Annotated in this window: 5 protein-coding genes and 1 pseudogene; 1 reads left to right on the forward strand and 5 read right to left on the reverse strand. The window is 69.1% G+C overall.

Annotated elements, in window-relative coordinates:
* The 5 genes and pseudogenes from F3T56_RS47835 to F3T56_RS47840 form a co-directional block, all read right to left on the reverse strand.
* A pseudogene (locus F3T56_RS47835) lies at positions 1 to 231 on the reverse strand (hypothetical protein); the annotation flags it as partial.
* Positions 232 to 538: 307 nt separating this feature from the next.
* Positions 539 to 1,648: an SPFH domain-containing protein gene (locus F3T56_RS16000; RefSeq protein ID WP_149825848.1), complete on the reverse strand. Its 1,110-nt coding sequence runs from the start codon at positions 1,646 to 1,648 to the stop codon at positions 539 to 541.
* Positions 1,649 to 1,701: 53 nt separating this feature from the next.
* Positions 1,702 to 2,139, reverse strand: a complete 438-nt coding sequence (locus tag F3T56_RS16005; protein WP_149825849.1) for an NfeD family protein — start codon at positions 2,137 to 2,139, stop codon at positions 1,702 to 1,704.
* 166 nt (positions 2,140 to 2,305) lie between these two features.
* Complete coding sequence (locus F3T56_RS49720; protein ID WP_342786941.1) at positions 2,306 to 2,872, reverse strand: transcriptional regulator; 567 nt, start codon at positions 2,870 to 2,872, stop codon at positions 2,306 to 2,308.
* The gene (locus tag F3T56_RS47840) at positions 2,869 to 3,711 is read right to left on the reverse strand and encodes a hypothetical protein (RefSeq protein WP_246203645.1); all 843 of its coding nucleotides are present in this window, start codon (positions 3,709 to 3,711) and stop codon (positions 2,869 to 2,871) included. Before F3T56_RS47840 ends, F3T56_RS49720 begins: the two co-directional genes overlap by 4 nt.
* A gap of 161 nt (positions 3,712 to 3,872) precedes the next feature.
* On the opposite strand from F3T56_RS47840, the gene F3T56_RS16030 reads away from it, so the two are divergent.
* A complete protein-coding gene (locus F3T56_RS16030) occupies positions 3,873 to 4,634 on the forward strand; it encodes a DUF4142 domain-containing protein (RefSeq protein ID WP_149825850.1) in 762 nt (253 codons plus the stop codon).
* The last annotated feature ends 96 nt before the right edge of the window (positions 4,635 to 4,730 follow it).

Raw genomic sequence — 4,730 nt, forward strand, 5'->3', positions numbered from 1 at the left:
CGTCGACCAGGACTTGGTCAGCTTCACACCGTCGCCGACGTACCCGCTGGACGGGCTGAGGTCACCGTTGCCGGCCGTGGTGTCCGACCAGGTGCTGTCGCTGTTCTTGTGATCGAGGTCGTAGTAGACGCGCAACTGCGCGCCCTTCTCGCCGCCGGCCGCGGTCTGTGCCGTCGCGGTCAGGGCCGGGGTGGGGTCGGAGACGATCGCCGGGTCCGACTCGGTCGTCTCTTATGTGACTCAAGAGGTTGCGGTGCACCAAGGTAGGAGAGCTGTGGCAGCCGGCACCGACGATCCTGTCGGTCCGGGGCATGGCTGCACATCCTCGACGAGTCCGGACACCTGCTCCTGGACGAAGCACCCGACGAGATCGTCACGCTGGTGGAATACGCCATCGCCGCGTGCCCCCGGCGATGGCGTATAGGTCGGGGGCCGTACGGCGCTGGGAGCCGCCAGTTGGGAGACCCCCACGCCCACCGCCGACAGCAGGAGCGTGGGGAAGCCTCACGGCGGTCCCCGGCGACAGCCGAGGGTGGCTTCAGTCGGCGGACGTCCGCCCCCGGCGCGGCACTTGGGGCGACTTCGCGGCCTCGGCCTCCGCCTTGGCGTCGCTCACCGCGGCGGCGGCCTGTTTCTCGGCCTCGTCGGCAGCCGTGGCGGCGTCGAGGGAGACCGTCGAGCCCGCACCGAGTTCCGGAATCCGGCCTTCGCCCGACGTGGCCTCGGCGTCGGCGGTGGCCGCTTCCTCGGGTCGCGCGGGATGGGGAGGGCCTGCCGTCGACTGATCACCGAACGCACTGGTGACGGTCCGAATCGCCTCGGTCAGCTCCCCCGGGATCACCCAGAACGTGTTGTTGTCGCTGCTCGCCAGGTGCGGAAGCGTCTCAAGGTACTTGTAGGCCAGTATCTTCGCGTCGGCGTTGTTGCGATGGACCGCCTGGAAGACGAGCTCCACCGCCTTCGCCTCGCCGTCCGCCCGCAGGATCATGGCCTGTTGCGTGCCCTGGGCCTCCAGGATGTCCTTCTGCTTCGTACCTTCCGCGGTAAGGATCTTGGCTTGCCGCTCCCCTTCGGCGTGCAGGATGGCCGCGCGCTTGTCACGCTCGGCCCGCATCTGCTTCTCCATCGCTTCCTTGATCGTGTGCGGTGGATCGATGGCCTTGATCTCGACGCGGTTGACCCGGATGCCCCACTTGCCGGTGGCATCGTCGAGGACGGCGCGGAGCCGGGAGTTGATCTCCTCACGCGAGGTGAGCGTCTCCTCCAGGTCCATGCTGCCGATGACGTTGCGCAGCGTGGTCACGGTGAGCTGATCGATCGCCTGCAGGTAGTCGGCGACCTCGTAGGCCGCCGCCCGCGGGTCCGTGATCTGGTAGTAGAGCACGGTGTCGATGTTCACCACGAGGTTGTCCTCGGTGATCACCGGCCTGGGGTCGGACGAGTAGACCTGCTCGCGCACGTCGAGTTTGGTGTTGATGCGGTCCGCCACCGGCAGGACCAGGTTCAGACCGGGCTGCAGCGTCCGGCGGTACCGGCCGAACCGCTCGATGTTGTAGCGGCGCGCCTGCGGGACGATCCGCACCGTGGAGGCCACGAGGAAGACGACGACAAGGGCCGCCACAAGAATGGGGATGACAACTGGATCCACAGTGCCTCCGTCGCTACGTGTTCAGCCGTTCACGGGTTCACGGGTTCCCGGGTTCACGGTAGGAGTTCGCGGGGATAGACGATGGCCGTGGCGCCTTCGATCTCCATGACATCCACCAGCGCTCCCACCGGGATCACCAGGCTCTCGTCGAGGGCGCGGGCGGACCACTCTTCGCCGGAGAGTTTGATCAGGCCGTGGGTCGCGGTCACCTCCTGCATGACCTCGGCCCGCTTGCCGATCAGCGCATCACTGCCCTCGCGTGTGAGGGGTTGCTGTGCCAGATGCCGCATCGCGACAGGACGGACGATGACGAGGCCCGCCGCCGCCGCTGCCGCGAGGGCCACGAGCTGGCCGAGAAGGCCGATGCCCACACCGGCGACCACGGCGGCGACCAACGCGGCGCCCGCCAGCAACCCGAAGACCAGCGTCAGGGTGAAGAACTCCGCGACACCCAGCGCCGCGGCGGCGAGCAGCCATACGAACCACGGCATCGAATCGCCCTCCTGTAGGGGCCCTCTCCACCAAGCTACCTCCCGGAACGCCGGGCAGACAGACACCGGAGCTGTGGTTCTCGATCGTTAAGGGCTGGCCCTGATCGGCGAGGGATCCGCGGGCAGCTGAACGGCCACCCGCGATCACGAATGTTCGTGAAGACGATCAAGGACCAGGCGGCCGTGGACGCCACGATGTCCGAGGTGGTGCTTGCCGCTGTCCAGCGGGGCGGGTTCGCGTCCGCGACCAGGGGCGCACTGCGCCGGGCGGGGATGAGCGTGCCGTCCAGCAGCAGGCGACGTTGGGTGCCCGCGGCCGTACCGCTTCCCCCAGGGCCGGCGGTCGATGCCCGTGGCAGGGGGCGTGGTGCTTACCAGTCCAAAGACGCGGGCCGGCGGCTGTCCCGGAGCCCTGCGGTGGCGGTGCCCACGATCCGACGATCGCCCGTAGTGCCGCGAGGTGGCCGTGGTACGCCTTACGTCCCTGCGGGGTCAGGCGCAGCCAGACGCGTTGCCGTGTGTCGCGTACGGCCTTGCGCTGCTCGACGTAACCGGCCTCGATCAGGGCGCCGGCGTGCTTGCTCAACACGGATGCCGACAATCCGAGCTGCTCCTGCATCACCGCGAATTCGGCCTCGCCGACGGTGTCGAGCAACGCGCAGACGCGCAGCCGGTCGGGCGAGTGGATGAGGTTGTCGAAGCCGTCCATCGGGTCGGTGGGCCGGGTGGTCACGAGGCCTTCCGGTGCAGCCGTACGAAAGCGAGGTGGAAACCCACGGACACCGCGGCCGCGGCAGCCGAGGCGGCGGCGAGCCACCATGCCTGGCCGGTGGCGCGGAACACCCAGGCCGGCCCCACCAACAGCACGGGCATGCCGATCGACAGGGGAACGGTCGCGCGCCTGGGCAGCACGTCGAACCGGAGTGCCACGCCGGTGCGCTGCTTCCAGGAGCGGGCGGCGACCGTGAGCAGTGCCAGGTACGCCACGGTGATGATCAGCAGCACCGCCACCCAGGCCGCCCTCGGCAGCAGCCACCGTTCGTCGGAAAGCATCCCTCCGTACGTGATGGGGAAGGCCGCGATGTACGCGGTGAGGACGGTGGCGAACCAGGTCGGCCAGGGTGTGGCCGACAGAGCGGTGGCCGAGGCCCGGATGCGAGCGGCTTCGGCCAGCGCGGCCCGCGCCTCGTCCGGCGTGGGAGGGGAGTAACGGTCACACATCTTGTGTCCGACGCTGCCAGGCGGCCGCAGCATGGCCGCGCTCAGGCGGGCGACGGCGTCCCAGTCGGCGTGGAGCGTGCGCATGGCGGGGTCGGTGAACAGGATCCGCGCGTAGTCGCGGTGCTTCTCGGGGAGGAGGCCGTCGCCCAGGCCGCCGAGCCGAAGGAACTGTTCCTCATCGAGGGCGCGACCCACATCGACCTGTACGACAAGGACGCGTACGTGACGTCCGCGGTCGCCAAGGTGTCGGAGTTCTTCGGCAAGCACCTCGGGCTGTGGCACCCGGCGACGCACCACCCAGCGGCCGGCCTGCCCACCCGGCAGGCCGGCCGCACCGGGCCACCCAGTCACGTGATGGAGATCACACGCCCCAGTGCAATTTTTGCCCTGAGCAATGATTCATCGGGAGCCCTCGTCCGTACCTCCTGGCGACCGAATCCGCTCCCCGGCGGAACCGGGGCGTGCCTCGCGCCCCCGCCCGGGGCGTCCGCGCCCGCACGCCAGGAGGAACCATGCGTATCCCACGTACCGCAGGAGCCATCTTCATGAGCGGCGGTCTGCTGCTGACCGTCGCGGCGCTCGCCTATCCCGCCATGCTGGGCGTCGAGAAGACGGCCACGTCGACGGAGCGCATCATCGCGAACACGCCGTTCGGTCCGCTGACGGAGGCCGACCGGGACTTCGTCATCAAGGTGCGTTCGGCGGGGCTGTGGGAATACCCGCTTGGCGAGATGGCCATGGAACGCGGTACGACACCGGAGATGAAGGAGGCCGGTGAGCATCTGGTGGTCGGGCACGCCGGGCTCGACGAGATGTGCCGCAAGATCGCTCCGGAACTGGGCATCACCCTCAACAACCAGGCGAGCCCGCAACAGCAGCAGTTCGTGGCGACGGTCGACGCCGCGACCGGCAAGGAGTTCGACTCCACCGCGGTCACCATCATGCGGGTCACGCACGGCCAGATCTTTCCGACCATCGCCAAGATCCGCGCCAGTACGCGGAACACCCTGGTGCGCGCGCTGGCCGACCTCGCCAACGACACCGTGCTGGACCACATCACCGTGCTGGAGAAGACCGGTCTGGTCAACCACGACCAGGTCAACTACCAGCAGACCAATCCCCCGAAGCTCCCCAAGGAACAGGTCACCCCGCCCGTGCCCCAGCCGGGTGCCCCGCTGGTCGCCCTGGAACCCCGTCCCGACCTGGACGTCAACACCGCCGCACCGACCGCGACACCCAGCCCTTCGGCCTCGGCCTCCGCCGGCGAGGAGTGACAGCAACCGACCACAGCGGGCCGCCCCCAGGCCCTGTCGTCACATTCCCGTCTGCCGAGCGACGCCATGCACGCTCCCCCACTCTCGGCTTCTCCC

Source organism: Streptomyces tailanensis (assembly GCF_008386495.1).
In the GTDB taxonomy this organism is placed as follows: domain Bacteria; phylum Actinomycetota; class Actinomycetes; order Streptomycetales; family Streptomycetaceae; genus Streptomyces; species Streptomyces tailanensis.